This is a genomic window from Achromobacter sp. NFACC18-2, assembly GCF_900108985.1.
Taxonomy (GTDB): domain Bacteria; phylum Pseudomonadota; class Gammaproteobacteria; order Burkholderiales; family Burkholderiaceae_B; genus Achromobacter.
On sequence record NZ_FNYM01000012.1, the window covers coordinates 36,681 to 58,539 of the forward strand.

A 21,859-nucleotide genomic window follows, 5' to 3' on the forward strand; every position below is an offset into this window, starting at 1 on the left:
CGGCCGCCCGAAGGGGCGGCCGCGTTGTTTTTACTTGAGGAACGGCTCGGGCCGCGGGGTGTCGTCTTCGGACGGCGGCAGCACGGGGTATTGGATGACCGGCTGGTCGCCCGTGAGCGTCTTCAGGAAGGCCACGATCTGGCCGTTCTCTTCGGGCGTGAACGTGCGGCCCAGTTGCAGGCGGCCCATGACGTCCACGGCCTGCGTCAGCGTCGCCGCTTCGCCGTCGTGGAAGTACGGGTAGGTCAGGGCAACATTGCGCAGCGTCGGCACCTTGAAGTTGAAGCGATCGGCGTCCTTGCCCGTGACCGCGGCGCGGCCTTCGGCCTTGTTCTCGGTGACGTAGGGCGTGACCAGGCCCATCTTCTGGAACGAGTTGCCGCCCACCGCCACGCCGTTGTGGCAGGCCACGCAGCCGCTGTTCTTGAAGAGCGCATAGCCGGCCGCTTCGCGCACGGTCAGCGCCTTCTCGTCGCCCTTGAGCCACTGGTCGAAGCGCGAGTTCGGCGTGACCAGCGTTTCCTCGAAGGCGGCCAGCGCGCTGGTCACCTCGCCGATGGTGATCTGGTCCTTGCCAAAGACCTGCTTGAACTCGGCGCGATAGGCCGGGATGGAGTTGAGCACCTGCACCGCCAGTTCGTGCGACGAGGCCATTTCCATCGGGTTCTCGATCGGGCCGCCCGCCTGCTCGCGCAGGTCCTTGGCGCGGCCGTCCCAGAACTGGGCGATGTTCAGGCTGGCATTGAGCACGGTCGGCGAGTTGATGCCGCCCTGCTGCCATTTATGGCCGATGGACGCCTTCAGATTGTCCGAGCCGCCCATGGCGAGGTTGTGGCAGGAATTACAGGAGATCGCGCCGGAACGCGACAGGCGGGGATCGAAAAAGAGCTTCTTGCCCAGTTCGACCTTGCCCGGGTTCTGGACCACGGCGGGTTGGATTGGCTGGATGGGTTCCTGCGAGGCGCTCCGGGCCTGCCCTGCCCACAGCGCCATGACGATGCCCGCCGCCAGCAGCATGCTTTGCTTTCTCATTTGCTTCTCCTGTGAATAACCTGTTCATGCTCAGGGTTATTACAGCGAGCAAGCGCCGCGGCGGCCTTGCGGGGCGTCAAGCCGCGCCGGCCGCCGCCTGCGGGCAAAACTGAAGTTTGACCGCGCGCAAGACAACGCCCGCGCGGGCGGCGCGGGCGGAGGTCAGGCGTCAGCAGTCAGGGGCGGGGTGTCGGGCGTGCGGTGCCTGACGTCGGGCGTCAGGATCGCGCCATCGCCGCAGGCGCCGGCGGTTCGGCGCGGCGCGCCTGCACCGCGATCCACTGGGCCAGGAATGCCGCGACCGCGAACGCGACGCCTGCGCCCACCCACGGGCCCTGGCGCAGCCCGGCGTCCAGCAGCAGGCCAAAGGCCAGCGGCCCCAGGGCCGAGCCCACGTCCATGCCGGAGTACACCAGGCCGTAGACCGATCCGGTCGACCCTTTGGGCGTCACGCGGCGGATCAGCATGTCGCGCGACGGCGCGGCCACGCCCGAGCAAAAGCCCGCCAGGCCGACGACGGGCGCGGCCAGCACCGCGGGCACCATACCCAGCGCCAGCACAACCAGCGTCAAGCCCGCCAGGATCAGCGCCACCATGACGGTGCGCTCGGTGCGCGGATTGGCCGACACCAGGAAGCCGCCCGCCGCCATGCCCACGGCCGAGGCGACCATATAGCCCGACAGTGCGGAGCTGGCGGTGACCTTGGACAGGTCGTAAAGCTGGCCCAGCAGCGGAATCGTGTAGTTCTGCACCGACGACAGCGCGATCGACGTGCAGGCAAAGAACAGGAAGGCGCCCCACAAGGCGGGGCGGGACAGCAGCGCGGTCAGCGTGGCCAGCACGCCCTCCTGCGGCTTGGCGGCGGGCTTCGCCGCACTGCCCGCGTCCCGGGCGTCGTCCCGGGCATCGGCCGGCGACGGACCGCCCAGCAGGTCGCGTCCCAGCACCGTCAGCAGCAGCACCAGCGCCACCAGACCGGCGGCGCTATAGGCCGCGACGCGCCAGTTGGCGAGCAGCGTGATGGTCGTGATGAAGACCGGCGTGAGCGCCCAGCCGAGGTTGCCGGTCAATCCGTGCGTCGAGAACGCATGGCCCAACCGCGGCGCGGTGATGCGATGGTTGATGATGGAATAGTCCGCCGGGTGGAAGACCGAGTTGCCGATGCCGCCCACGACGGCCGCGGCCATCAGCATGGCGTAGCCGGTGGCCGACCCGATCAGCACGCCCGACAGCACGAAGCAGCCCAGGCCGAACCACAGCACCGGGCGCGCGCCGATCCGGTCGACCACGAAGCCCGAGGAGGCCTGGCCGATGCCGGACACCACGTAAAAGGTGGACACCAGCAGGCCCAGCCGGGCGAAGTCCAGCCCGAATTCCAGGCCCAGCGCGCCGTAGAGGGACGGCAGCACGAGCTGGAAGAAGTGGGACGAGGCATGCGCCACGCCGATGAGCAGGATGATTTTCCAATCGCGCCGGCGTACGGCGGCATCCGAGAGCAAAGTGTTGGCGGCGGTGGCGGTGTTCATTGCAAAAAGCCGCGGGGACGCGGCAGGATGCGCTCCGCCAGGGGCGGACCGCGGGTTGTCTCCGGCGACGCGCGGACTTGCGCCCGGGCGTCGTGTTCGTGGCGATCGTGGCGCGCGCGCCGTGCCGGATCGAGCCGGCGTATCGCTCTTGGATCGGTGTTACAGGGCCTTTTCGCGAATGGCGGGCCAGGCGCGCTGCAGGTAATACAGCATCGACCAGACCGTCAGCACCGCCGCGACGATGATCAGGATGTCGCCCAGCAGCTTCGTGTTGACGCCGTAGATCGACTGGTTGTACAGCAGGCACGGAATGGCGATCATCTGCGCGGCCGTCTTGAACTTGCCCAGCCGGTGCACGGCCACGCTGGCGCTGGCGCCGATCTTGGCCATCCATTCGCGCAGGGCGGAAATCGTGATTTCGCGGCCGATGATGATCAGGGAGATGAAGGCGTCGACCCGGCTGAGGTCGAGCAGCACGATCAGGGCGGCGCAGACCATGAGCTTGTCGGCCACCGGGTCGAGGAATGCGCCAAATGCCGACGTCTGGTTCCAGCGCCGGGCGAGCCAGCCGTCGAACCAGTCGGTCAGGGCGGCGATGATGAAGGCCCATGCGGCCAGGGTGTCGCGCGTCGGGACAGCCATCCAGCTTTCGGGCAGGTAGAACAGCCCGACCACCAGCGGAATCATGGCGATGCGCAGCCACGTCAGGATTATGGGAACGTTAATTGGCATAGTGTCCGTATGCTAACAGCTAGAGCCCACCCCCGAAGCGCCTTTGGCGCTTCCCCCTCAAGGGGGCGCCTCTGCGGACCGGCGGAGCCGGATCCGCGCGGCCCGGATTGCTTGTAGGGGCGAGGGTCTGGGATTTGGAAGAGTTCCGTGCGAGGGGACTGCGTGGGTTGAATTGTATGTCCCGCTTGCCTTGTAAAGGCCTGCGTGCCCGGTATGGACTTGTCCGGCTGGGAGGACGGCACGGGTGAATTCGCAAATATGAATTGCCGGAGGGCGCGGGGTTGAGGCATCTGGTTTGCTGGCTTCAGCGCAGCGCCTCGTAAATGCGGATCGCCAGGTCCTGGGAAATGCCGTCCACCGACGCCAGGTCTTCGATGCTGGCGCGGGCGACGCCGGAGAAGCCGCCGAAGCGGGCCAGGAGGCGTTGGCGGCGGCGGGCGCCGACGCCTTCGATTTCTTCCAGGCGCGAGACGTTGCGGGTCTTGGCGCGGCGGGCGCGCATGCCGGTGATGGCGAAGCGGTGGGCTTCGTCGCGCACCTGGGCGATCAGCATCAGGGCGGCGGACTCGCCGCCCAGGGCCACCGGCGGGCGGCCGTCGGCAAAGACCAGGGTTTCCAGGCCGACCTTGCGCCCTTCCCCCTTGGCCACGCCCACCAGCGTCTGGATGTCCAGGCCCAACTCCGCGAACACCTGGCGCGCGACTTCGACCTGGCCCTTGCCGCCGTCGATGAGGACAAGCCCGGGCATTTGCGCGTCGCCGTCCGCCACCTTGGCGAAGCGGCGCGTCAGCACCTGGCGCATCGCCGCGTAGTCGTCGCCCGGGGTGATGCCGGCGATGTTGTAGCGCCGGTACAGCGAGGGCTGCATGTCGTGGTGTTCGAAGACCACACAGGACGCCTGGGTCGCTTCGCCCGCGGTGTGGCTGATGTCAAAGCATTCGATGCGCAGCGCGTCGAGCGCGGCTTCATCCGTGTCCAGGTCCAGGGCTTCGGCCAGCGCCAGCGTGCGGGCCGCGCGGGCGCCGGATTCGGTCAGCGCGCGGGCCAGCGCCATCTCGGCGTTCTTGGTGGCCTGCTCCAGCCACGACCGGCGGGTGCCCTGCGGCCGCGTCAGCACCCGCGACGGCCGGCCGCCCGACTGCTCGACCAGCAGCGCGATCAACTCGGGATCGGGCAAGGTGTGGGAACAGACCAGGATGGGGGGCATCGCGTTGTCGGTGTAATGCTGCGCCACGAAGGCTTCCAGCACCTGCGGCGCGGCCTCGCCCTCGGCGTGCGAGGGAAAGAACGGCTTGTCGCCGAGGTGGCGGCCGCCGCGCACCATCGCCAGGTTGACGCAGACCTTGCCGCCGGCAATGGCCACCGCAATGATGTCCGTGTCTTCGCCGCTGACGTTTTCCATGGTCTGCTGGTGCAGCACGCGCGCCAGCGAACCCATCTGGTCGCGCAGCGCGGCGGCTTCCTCGAACCGCAGTTCGCTGGACGCCTGCAGCATGCGGGCCTCGATCTCGCCCATGACGTCCTTGGCCTCGCCGTTCAGGAAGCGCACGGCGCGTTGCACGTCGCGCTCGTACTCGGCGGCTTCGATCGCGCCCACGCAGGGCGCCGAACAGCGCCCGATCTGGTGCAGCAGGCAGGGACGCGAGCGGTTGGCGAAGACGCTGTCCTCGCAGGTCCGCAGGCGGAACACCTTTTGCAGGATCTGGATGGTTTCGCGCACCGCCCAGGCGTTGGGAAACGGGCCGAAGAACTGGCCGCGCTTGTTGGTGGCGCCGCGGTAGTACGCGATGCGCGGCCAGTCGTGGCCGGTGATGTGCAGGTACGGATAGGACTTGTCGTCGCGGAACAGGATGTTGTAGCGCGGCTTCAGGCTCTTGATGAGGTTGTTTTCCAGGATCAGCGCTTCCGCCTCGGAACGCGTCACCGTCACTTCCAGCCGCGCCACCTTCGCCACCATCTGGGCGATGCGCGGGCTGGACAGGTTCTTCTGGAAATACGACGAGACGCGTTTCTTCAGGTCGCGCGCCTTGCCGACATACATGACCTCGCCGGCCGCATCCAGGTGCCGGTATACGCCCGGCAGATGCGGCAGGTCAGATAGGAACGATTTGAGATTGAAGTCGTCGGGCATTCTGGTAACGGCTTTCGGCTTGCAGGGTGTCCCAGTCGGGCGCGTCGAAACGCGGCATCAGGCGCCGGATGCGCGCCACGGACTCGGGCGCGTGATCGAACGTCAGGCGCGACAGCAGGTCGTCCGCCAGGTCCGGGCGGTTGCACACCAGCACCATGTCGCAGCCCGCCCGCAGCGCTGCGTTGGCGCGGTCCAGGATGTCCCCCGCGACCGATGCGCCTTCCATCGTAAGGTCGTCCGAGAACACGACTCCATCGTAGCCCAGGCGCTTGCGCAGGATCTCCTGCACCCAGCGCTTGGAGAATCCGGCGGGATGCTTGTCGACCTTGGGATAGATCACGTGCGCGGGCATGACGGACGGCAGCACGGCGTCGCCCAGCCAGGCGTAGGGCGCGGCGTCGTCCTTCAGGATCTCGTCCAGCGTGCGCGGGTCCACCGGGATCTCGTGGTGCGAATCGGCGCCCACGTAGCCATGGCCCGGGAAATGCTTGCCGCAGGCCGACATGCCGGCCAGCGCCAGGCCCTGCACCAGCGCGCGCGACAGCATGGTCACCACACGCGGATCGTGGTGAAAGGCGCGGTTGCCGATGACCTTGCTGACGCCGTAGTCCAGGTCCAGCACCGGCGTGAAGCTCATGTCCACGCCGCAGGCGCGCAGTTCGGCGGCCAGGACGTAACCGGCCTCGGTCGCCAGGCGCATCGCCAGCAGCGGATCGCGGTCCCACAACTCGCCCAGCGCGCGCATCGGCGGCAAGGCGGTGAAACCGTCGTCGCGGAACCGCTGCACGCGGCCGCCTTCGTGGTCCACCAGGATCAGCAGCGGCTCTTTGCGGGCCTTGTGGATCTGGCGCGTCAGTTCCGTGAGCTGGGCGCGGCTTTCAAAATTGCGGGCAAAGAGGATGACGCCGCCGACCAGCGGGTGGCGCAGGCGCTTCTTTTCCGCCTTCGTGAGCGTATATCCCGCCACATCGACCATCACGGGGCCGGGGGGCAGGACCGCCTTGTTTTGCTTCTTGGCCATGGAGGCTGTCCTTGTGTCTGTGTGCGGCAAGCCGGCCGGGACGGACCCGGACTCAGGGCTTGCGTTCGACCACCACGTACGCGGCGGCCATATCGGATTCATCGGTAATGGAAACGTGGGCCGCCCCGAAACGTTCGGCATACCAGGCCAGCAGTTCGGGCGCGATCACCAGCACCGGGCGGCCGCCCGGCGCGTTCAGCGTCTGCACGCGGCGCCACGTCATGGGCATGCGCATGCCCAGCCCGATCGCCTTGGAAAACGCCTCCTTGGCCGCAAAGCGGGTGGCCAGGAAACGCAGGCCCCGCACCGGGTCGCGCGCGCGGCGGGCGTGGAACTTCCGGAGTTCCTCGGCGCCCAGGATCTTTTCGGCGAAGCGGTCGCCGTGGCGTTCGAGGGCGCGTTCGATGCGGTCGATCCGCAGCAGGTCCATGCCGATGCCGGCGATGGCGCCGGCGGGCGTGGCGGGGGAAGTGTCAGGCATGGGCGTCGTCGGCGGGCTGGCGGTCAAAACGCGTCATGGGCCCGCGTTCAAAGCCCGCGCAGCGCTTGCAGGCGCGCTTGCACCATCAGCGCCTTCATGTCGCGCACGGCCTTTTCCCAGCCGTCGAAGATCGCCTGCGCCACGATGGCGTGGCCGATATTGAGCTCGGAAATGCCGGCCACCGCGGCCACGGGCTGGACGTTGCCGTAGTGCAGGCCGTGTCCGGCGTTCACGCGCAGGCCGTGGCGCAGCCCTTCGGCCACCGCCAGGCGGATGCGCTGCAGTTCCGCCTCGGCCGCCTCGCCTTCGGCTTCGGCATAGGCGCCGGTATGCAGCTCGATCACGGGCGCGCCGGCCTTGGCCGCGGCGGCGATCTGCACGGGGTCTGGATCGATGAACAGCGACACGCGGATGCCGGCTTCGGTCAGCAGGGCCACGGCGTCGGAAACCGGGCCCATGGCGCCCGCCACTTCCAGCCCGCCCTCGGTCGTGAGCTCGGTGCGCTTTTCGGGCACCAGGCAGACGTCACTGGGTTTGACCGCGCAGGCGATTTCCAGCATTTCAGGCGTGACCGCGCATTCGAGGTTCATGCGGGTGCGCAACTGCGGGCGGATCGCATAGACGTCGGCGTCCTGGATGTGGCGCCGGTCTTCGCGCAGATGCAGCGTGATCAGGTCGGCCCCGGCGTCTTCGGCGCGCAGCGCGGCGGCGATCGGGTCGGGATACGCCGTGTGGCGCTGCTGCCGCAGCGTGGCGACGTGATCGATGTTTACACCAAGTTCCATCATTGCACTTTCGTTGTTTCTTCCCAGCCGCCGCCCAGCGCCTTGTAGAGCTCCACGCGGTTGATGAGCGCGGCCAGGCCGGTCTGCACCAGCGACAGTTGGGCGTTGAAAAAGTCCACCTGCGCGGTCTGGACCTGCAGGTAGCTGTCGATACCGTTGGTATACCGCAAATTCGACAACTCCAGCGTGCGCGCCGAGGAATCCTGCAACGCGCGCTGGGCGTCGAGCTGCGCCCCATACGTGGCCTCGCCCGCCAGCGCGTCCGACACCTCGCGGAATGCCTGCTGGATGGTCTGTTCGTATTGCGCCACCGCGATATTGTCGCGCGCCTTGGCCAGGCTCAGTCCTTCGCGGATGCTGCCGCCCGCAAAGAGCGGCGTCGTGATGGACGGCGAGAAGCTCCAGTAGCCCTGGCCGCCCTTGAACAGGTCGCCCAGCGACGGACTGGCCACGCCCAAGAGCCCCGTCAACGAGATGGTCGGGAAAAACGCCGCCCGCGCCGCGCCAATGTTGGCATTGGCGGACAGCAGCTGGTTTTCGGCCGCGGCGATGTCGGGCCGGCGTTCCAGCAGGTCGGACGGCAGGCCGGACGGCACCGTGGCCAGCAGCTGGTCGCGTCCGAATTCGGCGGGCGCAGGCAGCGTGTCGGGCAACGGCGTGCCTACCACCAGCACCAGCGCGTTCATGGCCTGCGCGCGGGCGCGGGCCAGTTGCGCCAGGTCCGCCGAGGCCGTGTCCAGCAGGGACTTGGACTGGTTCAGGTCCAGCTCGGAGGCCACGCCGCCGTCGAAGCGGCGCTTGACCAGGTCATAGGATTCCTGGCGCGACGCCAGCGTGCGCTGGGTGAGGTCGAGCTGGACCTCGGCCGCGCGCAGGTTGAAATACGACTGCGCGACCGAGCCGACCAGCGAGATCTGCACGGTCTTTTGCGCCTGCTCCGTCGACAGGTATTGCTGATACGCCGCCTCGGACAGGTTGCGCAGGCGGCCGAACAGGTCGATCTCGAACGTGGTCAGGCCGATCCCGGCCTGGTACGAACTGCTGATCGAACTGGCGTCCGCGCCGCCCTGCCGCATGTTGGCCGGCAGATGCTGGCGCTGGCCCTGGATGCCGGCGCCGATGCTGGGCCATTGCGCCCCGCGCTGGATGCCGTACTGCGCCCTCGCCTCTTCGACGCGCTGCACCGCCACGCGCAGGTCGCGGTTGTTGACCAGCGCCAGCTCGATCAGGGCTTGCAGGCGCGGATCGCGGAAGAACTCGCGCCAGCCCAGGTCCGCGGCCGGCGTGCCCGCTTCCGGCACGACGTCGGAGGCCGGCTGCGTGCCCAGCGTGGTCGCACGCGAGTACGCGCCGTACTGCACCTTGGGCTGGTCGGGCCACGTGGCGCTGATGGGCGCCTCGGGACGTTTGTAATCGGGAGCCAGCGAGCAGCCGGCCAACGCCACCGCCACCAGGGCGGACAAGGCGGTCTGTCTGAACATCAGGGCTTTCATTCCTTGCCCTCCTGGCCACCGGTCGGTTGTGCGGGTTGCGGCGTCGTGGGGGCCGCGGCCTGTTCGGCCTGTGCCTTCTTGGCGGCCTGTTCTTCCTCGAAGGCGCGCAGCTCGGCGCCCAGCAGGCGCGGGCGCGTCTTGAACAAGCCCAGCACGACCACAAAGAACGTCGGGACGAAGATCACGGCGAACGGCGTGGCGGCCAGCATGCCGCCCAGCACGCCCAGGCCCACCGCGCGCTGGCTCGCGGCGCCGGCGCCGGTCGCCATCGCCAGCGGAATCACGCCCAGGATGAACGCCAGCGACGTCATCAGGATCGGCCGGAACCGCAGGCGCGCCGCCTCCACCGCGGATTCGTACAGGCCCATGCCGCGCGCGTACTGGTCCTTGGCGAATTCCACGATAAGAATCGCGTTCTTGGCCGCCAGGCCGATCACGGTCACCATCCCGACCTGGAAGTACACGTCGTTGGACATGCCCAGCGCGCTGACCAGCGCCACTGCGCCCAGCATGCCCAGCGGCACCACCAGCATGACCGAGATGGGAATGGCCCAGCTTTCATACAGCGCGGCCAGCACCAGGAACACGACCAGCAGCGACAGGCCCATCAGGATGGGCGCCTGGTTGCCGGCTTGCCGCTCCTGGTAGGACAGGCCCGTCCACTCGTAGCCGAAGCCTTGCGGCAACTGCCCGACCAGGCGCTCCATTTCCGCCATGGCCTCGCCGGTGGTGTAGCCAGCGGCCGAGCTGCCGCCGATACGCATCGACTCGTAGCTGTTGTAGCGCACGACCTGCACCGGGCCCTGGACCCATTCGGCCGTCACGAACGTGGACAACGGCACCATCCCGCCCTGCGTGTTGCGCGCGTTCAGCTTGAGCACGTCGGAAAGCTGCATGCGGTACGGCGCGTCGGCCTGGACCCAGATGTTCTGCATCCGGCCCATGTTCGGGAACTTGCTCAGGTAGGCCGAGCCGACCGCCGTGGAGATCAGCGACGCGGCTTCGTTGAAGTCCACGCCCAGGGCGGCCGCCTTGTCGCGGTCGATGTTCAGGCTGAGCTGCGTGCCCGCCGCCAGGCCCGTGATGCGGACCTGCGACAGCACCGGGCTCTTCATGGCCTCGCCCATCAACTGGGCCGTGGCCGCGGCCAGCGCGTCGGTGCCGGCCGAACCGCGATCCTGCAGACGCAGGTCGAAGCCGGTGGCGTTGCCCAGCGACGAGATGGCCGGCGGCACCAGCGTGAACACCTGCGCGTCATGGATGCCCATGAGCTGCTTTTCGAAAGCGACGAACGCAATGGCGCCCGCCGAGTCCTTGCGTTCCTTGCGGTCCTTGAAGTCCTTGAGCGTGGTGAACGCGATGGCGGCGTTCAGGCCGTTGCCGTTGAAGCTGTAGCCCTGCACGGCGATGATGTTCTCGACCGCCGGGATGCTCTGGAAGTACTTTTCGACCTGTTCGATGACCTCGACGGTGCGGTTGGCGCTGGCGCCGGTGGGCAGTTCGATGTTGCTGACCACATACCCCTGGTCTTCCTCGGGCAGGAACGACGACGGCAGGCGCAGGTACAGCCAGCCCAGCAGCAGGACCAGCACCAGGAAGACCAGCATCATGCGGCCGCCCTTGTGCAGGATGCGCGACACCCAGTTCTGGTAGCCGTGGGTGGTGGCGTCGAACTTGCGGTTGAACCAGCCGAAGAACCCCTTCTTGTCCTCGTGGTGGCCCTTGGGCACCGGCTTGAGGATCGTGGCGCACAGCGCCGGCGTGAAGGTCAGCGCCAGCAGCGCCGAAAAGAAGATGGACACGGCCATGGCGACCGAGAACTGCCGGTAGATCACGCCCACCGACCCGCTCATGAAGGCCAGCGGCAGGAACACGGTCACCAGCACCAGCGTGATGCCGATGATGGCCCCGCTGATCTGCGGCATCGCTTTCTTGGTGGCCTCCTTGGGCGGCAGGCCCTCGGTAGCCATGATGCGCTCGACGTTCTCGACGACCACGATGGCGTCGTCCACCAGGATCCCGATCGCCAGCACCATCGCGAACATGGTCAGCACGTTGATCGAGAACCCGAACGCCAGCATCACCGCGAACGACCCCAGCATGGCCACCGGCACCACCAGTGCCGGGATCAGCGTGTAGCGCACGTTCTGCAGGAACAGGTACATCACCAGGAACACCAGCACCATGGCTTCGGCCAGGGTGTGCAGCACCTGCTCGATCGACACCTTCACGTAGGGCGCGGTGTCATACGGCACGGAGTACTGGATGTTGCCCGGGAAATACTTGGACAGTTCTTCCATCTGCTGGCGCACGCCCTGCGCGGTGGCCAGCGCATTGGCATTGGGCGACAGCACGATGGCGAAGGCCGCCGTCGGCTTGCCGTTCAGGCGGGCGCCGAACTGGTAGTTGTCGGCCCCCACTTCGATCCGGGCGACGTCGCGCAGCAGCACCTTGGAACCGTCGGTATTGGCGCGCAGGACGATCCTGCCGAATCCGTCCACCGTGCTGAGCTGGCCGTTGGCCGTGACGGTGGCGGTGATGCGTTGCGATTCCGGATTGGGCGGCGCGCCGATGCTGCCGCCGGAGATCAGCACGTTCTGGCCGGCGATGGCGTTGTTGACCTCGGCCATGCTGAGATTGAAGCCCACCAGCTTGGCCGGGTCCACCCAGATGCGCATCGCGCGCGGCGCGGCGAAGAGCTGGAACTGGCCCACGCCCGGCACGCGCGAAACCGGGTTCTGCACGTTGCGGGTGATGTAGTCGGCCAGCGCCGTCTGGTCCAGCGAGCCGTCGGGGGACGACAGCGTCACGATCATCAGGAAGCCGGTACTCGTCTGCTCGTACTGCAAGCCCTGCTGCTGCACCGCGCCGGGCAATTGCGCGATCACGTTGGACACGCGGTTCTGCACGTCCACCTGCGCCAGGTCGGGATTGGTGCCCGGGGCGAACGTGGCGGTGATGGTCGAGGTGCCGTAGGAATCGCTGACGGACTCGTAGTAGATCAGGCCCTTGGCGCCGTTGAGCTGGTCTTCGATGATGCTGGTGACCGACTCGGCCACTTCCTTGGCCGAGGCCCCGGGGTAGGTGGCGGTGATCGTGATGGCCGGCGGCGCCACGTCCGGGTACTGCGCGACCGGCATGTTCGGGATGGCCAGCACCCCCGCCAGCAGAATGAATAGGGCAACTACCCAGGCGAAAATTGGTCGATCGATGAAAAATTGCGGCATGTGGGCTGACTCTTAAAGCGATGCTCACCAAAGAGGAACGCGGCGCCTGCTGCGCCGCGTGCCGCTTACGATTTCTGGCCTGCGGCCTTGTCCTGCTGGGCAGGCTCGGCCGGCTTGGCGCCGGGCTGGGGGGTGGATTCGGCGGGCTTGGCGCCGGCTTCGGCGGGCTTGGCGCCAGCTTCAGCAGGCTTGGCGCCCTGTTCTGCGCCTCCCCGGTTCCATTGGCTGACCTGAACCGGCGCGCCGGGACGAATCTTCTGGAACCCTTCCACCACGACCACATCGCCGGCCTTCAGGCCGCTGGTGATCAGCCAGTTGTTGTTCAAGGCGCCGCCGGTGGTGACCGGCACCTGCGCAATCTTGTTGTCGCGCACGAGCATCAGGCTCTGCTTGCCATCCGCCGTGCGCTGCAGCGCCTGCTGGGGAACCATCAGCGCGCTGTCGTCGAAGCCCTGCTCCAGCCGCACCCGCACATACATGCCGGGCAACAGGATGGCGTCGGGATTGGGGACTTCGGCGCGCAGGTTTACCTGGCCCGTGGTCGGATCGACGGTGATGCCCGTGAACAGCAGCTTGCCCGGGTGGTCGTATTCAGTGCCGTCCTCGAGCACGACGGTTGCGCGGGCCGCATCCTGGCCGACCTGCTGCAGGCGGCCGCTGGCGAAGGCGCGGCGCAGCGCGGCGAGGTCCGTGGTGGATTGCGTGAAGTCGACGTAGATGGGGTCGAGCTGCTGCACCGTGGCCATCTGCGTGGCGGAGGTGGATTCGACCAGCGCGCCTTCGGTCACGAGCGGCTTGCCGATGCGTCCGGTGATGGGCGACGTGACGTCCGTGTAGCCGAGGTTGATGGCGGCGTTGTCCTGCGCGGCCTTCGCGGCCGCGACGGCCGCGTCGGATTGGCGATAGGATGCCACGGCGTTGTCATATTCCTGCTTGCTGACGGCGTTGGCCTTGACCAGCGGCGCATAACGGTCGGCCAGCAGCTTGGCGCTGAACAGGTTGGCCTGCGCCTGCTTCAACTGCGCCGTCGCCTGATCGTAGGCGGCCTTGTAGGGCGCCGGATCGATCTTGAACAGCAACTGGTTTTCCTTGACGTCGCCGCCCTGCTCGAACGCGATGCGTTGGACGATGCCGGTGACGCGGGCGCGGATCTGCGCGTCGCGCACGGCGTCCACGCGGCCCGGCAATTCGGAGACAATGGGCGCGCGCTGGGGCTGCACGGTGATGACGCTGACCTGTGGCATGCCCGGGTTCATTTGGGGTCTTTCACCGCACCCCGCCAACATCAGCGCGAGGACGCCACCGGAAAAAGCCAGACCCGAAAATCGTTTAGGCGAAAACCGCATTGAAACCCCCGCGTAGCGAAATGAACCGCGTCGTGAAATTGCGTCAAGTCATGGCAGCCGTTCGATCGTGCCGGCAGGCAGGGATCAAAACATGACCAAGCGTCACCAACGACACGTGAATAGCCCAGTAATGTAACTCAGTTATTGGGGAAATCACGTACTTTCGGGCGTTTCGGGGGAACTTTCAGAAGTAATTCCGCAACAATTTTCTAGTCGGTGGACAGCTCCCGAAGGTTGCCGAGAAACGCGTAGCCCACCCCATGGACGGTGTGCAGCGGCAGCCGCAAACCGGCCTGCCGCACCTTGCCGCGCAGCCGGCAGATCGCGACGTTGAGGGACCGCATGTTCAGTCCGCTGCGGATGGCTTTGAGTTCATCGCGCACCAGTTCGCGGCGCGGGTTTTTTACCAGGCAGGCGAAGCAGGCGCGTTCGATCTCGGTGAGATCCAGGCGCGCGCCGCTGGGCATCTGCAAGGTCCAGCCCCAGTAGAGCAGGCTCCACCAGCCATCGGCGGGGTCATGGCCGGCGCCCGTCCGCCGGCGGGCTGGCGTCTGGATTCGACAGGCATCGCCGGCGGGCGCGTGCCGCCGGGCGGAACGCGGGCCCGCGAGACCGGGGGCAACGTCGGGGGCAACATCGGCAGCAACATCAAGAGCAACATCAGGAGCAACATCGAGCGCAACAACGGCGGCAAGAACGGGTGCAAGAACGGGGGCATCCAAGACGGTTCTCCAAGGGGACGGCTGCCGGCATGCGGTGGCGGACGGTCCCGAAACAAGGTTGCGGTTTGTCCCGCAAGACTACCGCCAAGGCGCGGTCCCCAGCCTGCCGACGCTCACCTTTCAGACCAATCCTACAAACCGCCCGCAAGTAGCGGTGGCGCCCCCCGCGCCGTCATGAATGCTTGGTGCCGTTGCGATGGATATCGTGCGTGACGAAACAGCTGTCCTGCGTGGGCCGGGCCAGGATGCCCGGTTTCTGCAGGGTGCGGCGGATATCGGTGAGTCCCGATTCCCAGTGCTCGCGCATCGCCTCGGTGCCGAATTCGTAGTCCTTGGAGTAGCGCTCCAGGTGCTTGGCTTCGTAGATGAGGTTGATGATGTTGGTGGCCGGCGTGTGCGACAGCTTGCGGATGTCGGCAAGGTCCGGCGCCTTGCGATCGGCTTCGGGCAGGCGTTCAAGCAGACGCTGCAGGCCATGGCGCAGCTTGAGCACGCGCCGCAACTGGTCGGTGACCAGCCGGGTGCGGCTGGAATACTGGATGTCCTTTTGCCGTTCGGCCACCTCTTCCAGCGACGTGGGCAGGGCGCCGCGCGCGGGCCAGAGGTCCACCTGGAAGGCCAGCGTGTCGCGCATGTTTTCGGTGGTCAGCACCTGCGCAAGCGGCGTGTTGGACACGACGCCGCCGTCCCAATAGTGCTGGCCCTCGATCTCCACTGACGGAAATCCCGGCGGCAAGGCGCCCGAGGCCATGATGTGCTCGGGTCCCAGCGTGCGCTCGGTGCTATCGAAGTACGCGAAATTGCCCGACTGCACGTTGACGGCGCCGAAGCTGGCCCTCACCGCGCCGCTGTTCAGCACATCGAAGTCCACGTACTGGCGCAAGGTATCGGCCAGCGGCGAGGTGTCGTAGAAACTGGTGGAGGCGGCCCCACGCCCCCGGACCATGTAGGGCGGCGGAAAGCGCGGCTTGAAAAAGCCCGGCTGGCCCGTCAGCAGCGCCTGCAGCGCCGACACCTGCCCGTTCATGGCAGGCGAGCCGAAGCCGAACGGAACGCCCTCGAACATGCGCCCCAGCGACTCGCCCCACGGCATCGACGCAAACCCGCTGGGCCGGCAGATGCTTTCCCAGAAGCCGCGCAGGCGGTCGACCCGCTCGTCTTCCGGCGAACCGGCGATGATGGCCGCGTTGATGGAACCGATGGAGATCCCGGAAATCCAGTTGGGCCGGATGCCGGCCTCGTGCAGGCCCTGGTACACCCCCGCCTGGTACGACCCGAGCGCCCCGCCGCCCTGCAGCACGAGCGCAACGGTGTCGTAGTGCGGCATTTCCTGGGGGTCTTTGGGGTCTTTGGCGTTTTCGGTGTCTTTGGTGTCTTCGTTGCGGGCCTTGGGGCGTACAGTCATGCGGCGTCCTATCACACTTGGTCCAACGCGGGATCCGATGCGGGTCTAGCGTTTGGTCTTGTCGGGAACCTGCGGCGCGGCAACGCCGGCGCGGAAGGGGTACTTGGCGAAGACTTCCGCCACGACCTTGTCCACGTTCTCGGACGACCCGGCGCTGGAGGGGTTCTGGATTTCACCCACGGCGACGCCTTCCCAGACCAGTTGCCGGCGGCGCGCGTCCACGAGATCGATGCTGAGCGTGCCTTCGGTGTATTGATAGACGTCGTCGCCCCACCCGTAGCCAGGCCAGCCGCCGTAGAAGCCCGCGCGGTAGCCGTAGTAGGGACCCATGGGCGCGGGTCCGGGCACGACCTCGGTCTGTTGCTGGAGCTTGGCGCCAAAATTGACCAGCAGGTCGGGATTGGTGGCGCTGTATGTATAGCCGCGCATTTCCATCTGGCCGCGCGTGGCGCTCTTCAGCCGTTCGGTCAGCAGGGTGTTGTAGCCCGCCTTGTCCGTACCCAGCGGCGTCATGTAGCCGAAAGTCCGGTACTGCGCAAAATCAGCCTGGTGGTCATAATCGCTCTTGACCGTGGGGCCAGAGGCGCAGGCCGCCAGTAATGCCGTCATGGAACCCGCCGTCAGCAATTTCAACGCTTTCATGTCGATCTCTCCGTGAGTTCAAGGCGAGAACATAGTGCCGCGAAGCCACCAAAGTTTCAACAGAATCTCATTCGCAACCCCGCCCACCGCGCAAGGGGTTGCGAAATGGCCGGTTCATGAGCACCCCGGCCACCCTCGCTCGCGCCGGTCCATTACACTTCCCGACGCTCCCTGCCATGGATAAAGACACCCCCAAGACCATGCTCGAACTCGACGGCTCTATTTGGTTTCGCTCCGGCGCCCAGACCTGGGGCGGAAAGAACCGCATCGACCTGCTGGCGCAGATCGACGCCACCGGTTCGATCACGGCGGCGGCGCGCGCCGTGGGCATGAGCTACAAGGGCGCGTGGGACGCGATCGACGCCATGAACAACCTGGCCGGCGAGCCGCTGGTGCTGCGAGCGGCGGGCGGCAAGGGCGGCGGCGGCACGCGGCTGACCGACAGGGCGCGCCGCCTGATCGCGACCTTCCGGGCGCTCGAGGCCGAGCATCGCAAGTTCATGGACAACCTGACGCGCGCGGGCCTGGATGCCAGCGGCGACATCGACCTGATGAGGCGATTCATGCTCAAGACCAGTGCACGCAACAAGTTCCTGGGCACCGTCATCGAGATCCGCGAAGGCGCGGTGAACGACGAGGTGCTGCTGCGCATCGCCGGCGGCCATGCCGTGACGGCCACCATCACGCGGGAAAGCACGAAAGAGCTGGGCCTGGCGGTGGGCAAGGAAGCCATTGCGCTGGTCAAGGCGTCGTCGGTCATCGTCGGCGCCCCCGGCCCGGGCCTGCGGCTCTCGGCCCGCAACCAGTTGCTGGGCCGCATCGCCGAGCTGCGCCCGGGCGCGGTCAACACCGAAATCCTGATCGACATGGACGGCGGCGCCACGCTGGCGGCCATTGTCACGAACGAGAGCGCGGCGGACCTGCAGCTCGGCGTCGGCGCGCCGGCCGTGGCCATCTTCAAGGCATCCAGCGTGATCCTGGGCGTGCTGGACTAGCCTCTTCCCGCGGGCAGCCAGGGGGCCTTGCGCCGCCCCGGCCGGTCAGAGCCCCACGCGTTCGTCGCCGCGGCCCACCCTGCCCTCGCGCACCTGGAACACCTCGTCGGCCAGTGCCTCCACATCCGCCGGATCGTGCGTGATCAGCAACATCGGCACGTCCAACTGCCGTTGCAGCGCGTCCAGTTCCTGGCGCATCTTGCCGCGCAGTTGGGAGTCCAGCGCGGAAAAGGGTTCGTCCAGCAACAGGATGTCGGGCTGCAGCATCAGCGCCCGCGCCAACGCCACGCGCTGCTTCTGCCCGCCCGAGATTTCGTTGGGATAGCTGTCCACGATGGCGCCCAGCTCGAACGCATCCACCCAGCGCTGCGCCTCGCGCGTCGCCTCGCGCCGGCGCGGATTGAGCCAGCCGCGGCGCAGGCCGAAGGCGATGTTCTGCGCCACGGTCAGGTGGGGAAACAAGGCGTAGTCCTGGAAGAGGTAAGCCACGCGGCGCGACCGGGCCGGCAGGCAGATGCCGGCCTGGCTGTCGAACAGCACCCGGCCGTTGATCTCGATGCGCCCGGCGTCCGGACGCAGCAGCCCGGCCACGGCCCGCAGCGTCAGGCTCTTGCCCGCGCCCGACGGGCCGAAGAGCGCGATGCGCTTGGCGGACGAACTGAATTTCACGTCCAGGTCGAATCTGCGGTCGCCCGACACCATGGTCTTGCGCACCTGGATGTCCACGCTCATCGCCCGCCTCCGTTGCGCTGGCCGGCGCCGATCGGCACGAGCTTGCCCGCGGCCAGCAGCACGACGACGCAGGTCACCGAGGTGACCAGCACCAGCATGTTGGCGGTGGCATCGTCGCCCGCCTGCACCGCTTCGTAGATGGCGACCGACAAGGTCTGCGTGCGGCCCGGCAGGTTGCCGGCGATCATGAGCGTGGCGCCGAACTCGCCCAGCGCGCGCGCAAACGCAAGCAGCACGCCGGCGGCGATGCCGCGGGCGGCCAGCGGCAGCGTCACGCGGAAGAACACCCCGGCCTCGCCCACGCCCAGCACCCGGGCCGCGTTCTCGAGCTGGCCGTCGACGTTTTCGAACGCGGCGCGGGCCGACTTGAACACCAGGGGAAAAGCCACCACGGACGCCGCGATCACGGCGCCCTGCCAGGTGAAGACCAGCTCGATGCCCCAGCCCGCCAGCGTCTCGCCGATGATGCCGCGCCGGCCCAGCAGCACGAGCAGGTAATAGCCCAGCACGGTGGGCGGCAGCACCAGCGGCAGCGTCAGGATGGCATCGAGCAGGTCGCGGCCGGGCCAGCGCCAGCGCGACAGGCCATAGGCCGCGGCCGTGCCGGCAATGGCTGCCAATAGGGTGGCCCACCCTGCCACTTTCAGGGAAAGCAGCAGGGGAACCCAGACCGGATCACTCATCGATGCCTACGATTGAACGGGGACTCAAGGCTTCTGGAAGCCATAGCGCGACAGTATCGCCTGGCCGGCGGGCGACAGCACATAAGCGACAAAGCTTTCGGCTTCCTTGGCCGCGGCCTCGCGCGTGGTCAACGCGATGGGATAGGTCACCGGCGTCTGCGAGGGCACGCGCACGGCGATCTTGACCTTGCCCGGCATGATGGCCGCATCGGTCGCAAAGACGAAGCCGGCGTCGACCTCGCCGCGCGCCACGTAGTCCAGGCTCTGGCGCACGTTCTGGGCCAGCACGCTCTTGGCCTGCACCGCGTCCCACAGGCCCGCGGCCTGCAAGGCCGCCTGCGTGTAGCGCCCCACCGGCACCGAGGCGGGATTGCCATAGGCGATGCGTTTCACCTCGGCGCGCTCCAGATCCTTGAGCGCCGTGATGTTGGCCTTGCTGTCGGCCGGCACGATCAGCACGATCTGGTTGGCCGCGAAGTCCACGCGCGAGGCGGGCTTGACGGCCTTTTCCTCGACCGCCTTGTCCATCGCCTTCTGGTCGGCCGAGGCGAACACGTCCGCCGGCGCCCCCTTCACGATCTGCTGCAGCAGCACGTCGGACGCGCCGAAGTTCAGGATCACCTTGGTGCCCGCGTGCGCTTTCTCAAAACCCTGCGCCACTTCCTTGAACGCGTTGGTCAGGCTGGCGGCGGCCGATACCACCAGCTCCCCGGCGCTGGCATGGGCGCTCCATGCGGCGGCAAGCGCCAGAGTCAGCGCAGCGAGCGGGCGTTTGTACAACATGTCGTTCTCCTGGGAATTGGGGCGATTCAGGATCGAAATATATCCAGGTATATAACGGTAGTCAATTTGCAGGGGCGCGGTGTTTACGAAATATCAAGGGCAGTGTTCGGTCGAACGGCGCCGTGCGATGTCAGCCGCGCGCCACGGTAGTGACGCGCACCGCTTCGGGGGCCAGCGCGGCGCGCAGGAAGTCCAGCGCCGCTTCGGGCCGGGCGGCGCCGCACATGAAGATGTCCAGGGCCGCGAACCGGTGCTCCGGCCAGGAATGGATGCTGATGTGGGATTCGCTGAGCAGGATCACGCCCGTGACTCCCGCCCCTTCGCCGAAATGATGGAAATGCGCGCTGAGCACCTGCGCGCCCGCCGCGCGCGCCGCCGCGGTCATCTGCCGTTCCAGGGCGGGCGCGTCGGCCAGCAGGCCGGGCTCAACGCCGCGAAAGTCCGCCAGCACGTGCCGGCCCGGGGTGGCGTGCCCCGTCACTTGTGGGATCCGCCCGACGACCAGCCGGACCCGCCGGAATGACCGCCGCCCCAACTGCTGCCGCTGCCGCCGCCGACCAGACGCGAGCCCGGCGCGCTGGCGCTGGTGGTGGCCAGCACGACCACCACGGCATAGATGGCATACAACACCTTGCCCTTCATGCTATTCATCCTTCCCTGTCAGCGTGTCGGCCAGGAGGGCCGGCACCCAGAGAAACGCCATCCCGACCAGGACCGGAATGAAGCGGCCGTCGAAGATGTTGTCAAAGTTCAGGAACACCAGGGCGATCAGCGCCGCCTTGGCCCATTTCCGGTAGCCGCCCGCCGCTTTGGCGGCAGCGCCCGCCATGGCCTTCTGCCGGTTGAGTTCGGGCCGGTTGAACCACTGGGCCAGTTGCGCCGGCGACACCGGCGCCGACGCCGACCACCCCAGTTCCTTGTCGCCCAGCTCGCGCGTGAGCTTCAGCGTGCCGACCTTGTAGTCGGTGATGCGCGTGCTGTCGCCGACCTTGACCCGCCAGTTGAAGGCGCCCAGCGCCATTTCCACGCGCGAGGTGTAGTCGTACAGCTTCTGGTACAGCCGGTTGCGCCAGCGCACGCTGGTGGCGTTGTTGTGGCTGGGCCAGGTGTCGCAGACCTGCACGCGCTCCCACCCCTCTTCGGACTCCACCAGCCAGACGAATCCCTTGGCCGGGTTGAACAGCAGGTATTCGGTCCAGCTGGAGGGCTCGTCCGGGTCGGGGTCGGCGCACTTCATGAGGCCGATGAGGGTGTAGTCCACGCCCTCCATCTTTGCGACCGAGCCCAGCGCAAGGGTGGCGCGGATCTTCTGCACCCGGCGCGCCTTTTCGATGACTTCCGCCGTGGGGCCCGAGCAATCGACGGCCGCCGCGCACGAGGGGCAGACCACGTTCGTGGCCATCGCGGCGACAAAGGTGATCGGCGCGCCGCAGTTGGGGCAATCCAGCGCCTTGATCTGGCCGCGGAAGCGCCCGGCCGTCTCCTCGACCTGCTCCTTGGTGCGCAGCGACCCGGCCTGCATGGCCGACAGGTCGAACGCCTTGCCGATGTAGAGCTCGGGCTGCGGGCCATCGGAAAAGTCCAGCGTCAGGAAGGCGTCCAGGCTGCGGTAGTCGGCCACCTTGGCCTGCCAGCCGTCGCCGGGCACGAACGGCAGCTCGCCCTGGGCGCCGCCGGCCTGGCTGGTGCGCACGTCCGCGGCCACGAAGCGCTGTCCGTCCAGCTTGAACTCGTCGCCCGGCGCGATGTCCTCGAACGCCGGCAGGCTTTGCGTGGTCTTGGCCTGGCGCCGCCGCGTGACGGCGTACTGGCCCGAGGCGTCCGACAGCCAGCCATCGGTGCCATCTTCGAACCACAGGTACCACTCGTTCCAGAAGCCTTCGTCAAAGCGCAGCTGGATGCGGCCGATGACGTCGAAGCACTTGCCGTCGTGGACGCCCGCCGCGCCCAGGCACAGCGGCGAATAGTCTTCCAGGACCTCGGCCGCCTCGCCGATGCGTTTGACCGACTCGGCATCCTTGAGCAAGGTGCTGCGGCACGCACCGCAGACCGCCATGACGGAAGCCGCGGACGTGAACTTGACTGGGGCGCCGCACTGCGGACACAGAACCTGCTGCATGGGG

General features: G+C 67.5%; 20 protein-coding genes. 1 reads left to right on the forward strand and 19 read right to left on the reverse strand.

The genetic code is table 11. The features are described 5' to 3' along the window. Nucleotides 1–30: 30 nt before the first annotated feature. The 13 genes from BMW75_RS18460 to BMW75_RS18520 form a co-directional block, all read right to left on the reverse strand. The gene (locus BMW75_RS18460) at nucleotides 31–1,032 is read right to left on the reverse strand and encodes a cytochrome-c peroxidase (protein WP_092581327.1); all 1,002 of its coding nucleotides are present in this window, start codon (nucleotides 1,030–1,032) and stop codon (nucleotides 31–33) included. A 218-nt stretch (nucleotides 1,033–1,250) separates the two neighbouring features. Next, complete coding sequence (locus tag BMW75_RS18465) at nucleotides 1,251–2,558, reverse strand: MFS transporter (RefSeq protein ID WP_092581328.1); 1,308 nt, start codon at nucleotides 2,556–2,558, stop codon at nucleotides 1,251–1,253. Between the two features lie 159 nt (nucleotides 2,559–2,717). Continuing rightward, nucleotides 2,718–3,290 (reverse strand): CDP-diacylglycerol--glycerol-3-phosphate 3-phosphatidyltransferase, encoded by a 573-nt coding sequence (gene pgsA, locus BMW75_RS18470; protein ID WP_076520184.1) that lies wholly within the window; start codon nucleotides 3,288–3,290, stop codon nucleotides 2,718–2,720. A gap of 304 nt (nucleotides 3,291–3,594) precedes the next feature. After that, nucleotides 3,595–5,421 carry an excinuclease ABC subunit UvrC gene (gene uvrC / locus BMW75_RS18475; protein ID WP_092581329.1) on the reverse strand — a complete coding sequence of 609 codons (1,827 nt, stop codon included), beginning with the start codon at nucleotides 5,419–5,421 and terminating at the stop codon, nucleotides 3,595–3,597. Continuing rightward, the gene (gene nagZ / locus BMW75_RS18480; protein ID WP_092581330.1) at nucleotides 5,384–6,442 is read right to left on the reverse strand and encodes a beta-N-acetylhexosaminidase; all 1,059 of its coding nucleotides are present in this window, start codon (nucleotides 6,440–6,442) and stop codon (nucleotides 5,384–5,386) included. Before nagZ ends, uvrC begins: the two co-directional genes overlap by 38 nt. A gap of 52 nt (nucleotides 6,443–6,494) precedes the next feature. Next, the gene (acpS, locus tag BMW75_RS18485; protein WP_092581449.1) at nucleotides 6,495–6,923 is read right to left on the reverse strand and encodes a holo-ACP synthase; all 429 of its coding nucleotides are present in this window, start codon (nucleotides 6,921–6,923) and stop codon (nucleotides 6,495–6,497) included. 47 nt (nucleotides 6,924–6,970) lie between these two features. Then, entirely contained in the window at nucleotides 6,971–7,711 is a 741-nt protein-coding gene (locus tag BMW75_RS18490; protein ID WP_092581331.1) for a pyridoxine 5'-phosphate synthase, read from the reverse strand. After that, complete coding sequence (locus tag BMW75_RS18495; protein ID WP_092581332.1) at nucleotides 7,708–9,201, reverse strand: efflux transporter outer membrane subunit; 1,494 nt, start codon at nucleotides 9,199–9,201, stop codon at nucleotides 7,708–7,710. Before BMW75_RS18495 ends, BMW75_RS18490 begins: the two co-directional genes overlap by 4 nt. Beyond that, a complete protein-coding gene (locus BMW75_RS18500; RefSeq protein WP_092581333.1) occupies nucleotides 9,198–12,428 on the reverse strand; it encodes an efflux RND transporter permease subunit in 3,231 nt (1,076 codons plus the stop codon). The genes BMW75_RS18495 and BMW75_RS18500 overlap by 4 nt, the downstream gene beginning before the upstream one ends. Before the next feature lie 65 nt (nucleotides 12,429–12,493). Continuing rightward, complete coding sequence (locus BMW75_RS18505) at nucleotides 12,494–13,774, reverse strand: efflux RND transporter periplasmic adaptor subunit (protein WP_092581334.1); 1,281 nt, start codon at nucleotides 13,772–13,774, stop codon at nucleotides 12,494–12,496. Nucleotides 13,775–13,983: 209 nt separating this feature from the next. Beyond that, the gene (locus BMW75_RS29750) at nucleotides 13,984–14,496 is read right to left on the reverse strand and encodes a winged helix-turn-helix domain-containing protein (protein WP_254792062.1); all 513 of its coding nucleotides are present in this window, start codon (nucleotides 14,494–14,496) and stop codon (nucleotides 13,984–13,986) included. A gap of 172 nt (nucleotides 14,497–14,668) precedes the next feature. After that, nucleotides 14,669–15,823 carry a patatin-like phospholipase family protein gene (locus BMW75_RS18515; RefSeq protein WP_371467382.1) on the reverse strand — a complete coding sequence of 385 codons (1,155 nt, stop codon included), beginning with the start codon at nucleotides 15,821–15,823 and terminating at the stop codon, nucleotides 14,669–14,671. 123 nt (nucleotides 15,824–15,946) lie between these two features. Further along, a complete protein-coding gene (locus tag BMW75_RS18520) occupies nucleotides 15,947–16,543 on the reverse strand; it encodes a DUF4136 domain-containing protein (RefSeq protein ID WP_092581336.1) in 597 nt (198 codons plus the stop codon). Nucleotides 16,544–16,743: 200 nt separating this feature from the next. Here BMW75_RS18520 and BMW75_RS18525 point away from each other — a divergent pair, with 200 nt between their 5' ends. After that, nucleotides 16,744–17,538, forward strand: coding sequence for a TOBE domain-containing protein (locus tag BMW75_RS18525; protein WP_092581337.1), 795 nt, complete (start codon nucleotides 16,744–16,746; stop codon nucleotides 17,536–17,538). A 45-nt stretch (nucleotides 17,539–17,583) separates the two neighbouring features. Here BMW75_RS18525 and BMW75_RS18530 read toward each other — a convergent pair whose 3' ends face one another. The 6 genes from BMW75_RS18530 to BMW75_RS18550 all read right to left on the reverse strand — a co-directional run bounded on the left by BMW75_RS18530 (nucleotide 17,584) and on the right by BMW75_RS18550 (nucleotide 21,855). Beyond that, nucleotides 17,584–18,270, reverse strand: coding sequence for an ATP-binding cassette domain-containing protein (locus BMW75_RS18530; RefSeq protein ID WP_092581338.1), 687 nt, complete (start codon nucleotides 18,268–18,270; stop codon nucleotides 17,584–17,586). After that, nucleotides 18,267–18,953 carry a molybdate ABC transporter permease subunit gene (gene modB / locus BMW75_RS18535; RefSeq protein ID WP_092581339.1) on the reverse strand — a complete coding sequence of 229 codons (687 nt, stop codon included), beginning with the start codon at nucleotides 18,951–18,953 and terminating at the stop codon, nucleotides 18,267–18,269. Before modB ends, BMW75_RS18530 begins: the two co-directional genes overlap by 4 nt. Nucleotides 18,954–18,977: 24 nt before the next feature. Next, nucleotides 18,978–19,736 (reverse strand): molybdate ABC transporter substrate-binding protein, encoded by a 759-nt coding sequence (gene modA / locus BMW75_RS18540; protein ID WP_092581340.1) that lies wholly within the window; start codon nucleotides 19,734–19,736, stop codon nucleotides 18,978–18,980. A 130-nt stretch (nucleotides 19,737–19,866) separates the two neighbouring features. After that, nucleotides 19,867–20,217, reverse strand: coding sequence for an adenosylmethionine decarboxylase (gene speD / locus BMW75_RS18545; RefSeq protein ID WP_092581341.1), 351 nt, complete (start codon nucleotides 20,215–20,217; stop codon nucleotides 19,867–19,869). Further along, nucleotides 20,214–20,378, reverse strand: a complete 165-nt coding sequence (locus tag BMW75_RS29515; RefSeq protein WP_175493220.1) for a hypothetical protein — start codon at nucleotides 20,376–20,378, stop codon at nucleotides 20,214–20,216. Before BMW75_RS29515 ends, speD begins: the two co-directional genes overlap by 4 nt. A 1-nt stretch (nucleotide 20,379) precedes the next feature. Next, nucleotides 20,380–21,855, reverse strand: coding sequence for a DUF4178 domain-containing protein (locus tag BMW75_RS18550; protein ID WP_092581342.1), 1,476 nt, complete (start codon nucleotides 21,853–21,855; stop codon nucleotides 20,380–20,382). Nucleotides 21,856–21,859 lie beyond the last annotated feature (4 nt).